The organism is Salinarimonas soli (genome assembly GCF_008386575.1).
Taxonomy (GTDB): Bacteria; Pseudomonadota; Alphaproteobacteria; order Rhizobiales; family Beijerinckiaceae; genus Salinarimonas_A; species Salinarimonas_A soli.
In genome coordinates, this window is record NZ_VUOA01000208.1 from 1 (window position 1) to 383 (window position 383).

Below are 383 nucleotides of genomic sequence, written 5' to 3' on the forward strand. Positions count from 1 at the left end.
GGTCAGGCGCCTTCTCTTCCAATTTTGCTACTAATTTTTTCATATAGTCTTTGAGGTACAATGTGTAGGATTTCTTGTCACCGAAGGCGTATGTTTCGACTAGCCTGTGGTTCAGGACTATGTCAACTCCGCTCTCGACGGCCGAGTCCGTGTCCTCGTCAGCCTCTTCAGCCGAAGGATTAAAACCCTCGATCTGGATATCACCCTGTGCTCTCGTCACCAACCTACCGGTCACTTCGTAAATAACTTCATCGACCAATTTCATTTTGTAAGTGTCAGAGAACATCTCATCACCAGTGATAATGTCCTTATAGATCTTCATTTTGATGGATTGGAGGCGATTAAAAATAATAAAAACCGAAAGAACGGCTTCTCGCCTCAAC

The 383-nt window shown here is 44.4% G+C and carries 1 protein-coding gene; it reads right to left on the reverse strand.

The annotated features are described in order from the left end of the window. On the reverse strand, nucleotides 1-322 hold a 322-nt coding region (locus F0L46_RS27865; protein WP_188312168.1), incomplete at its 3' end, for a translationally-controlled tumor protein. Nucleotides 323-383: the final 61 nt, after the last annotated feature.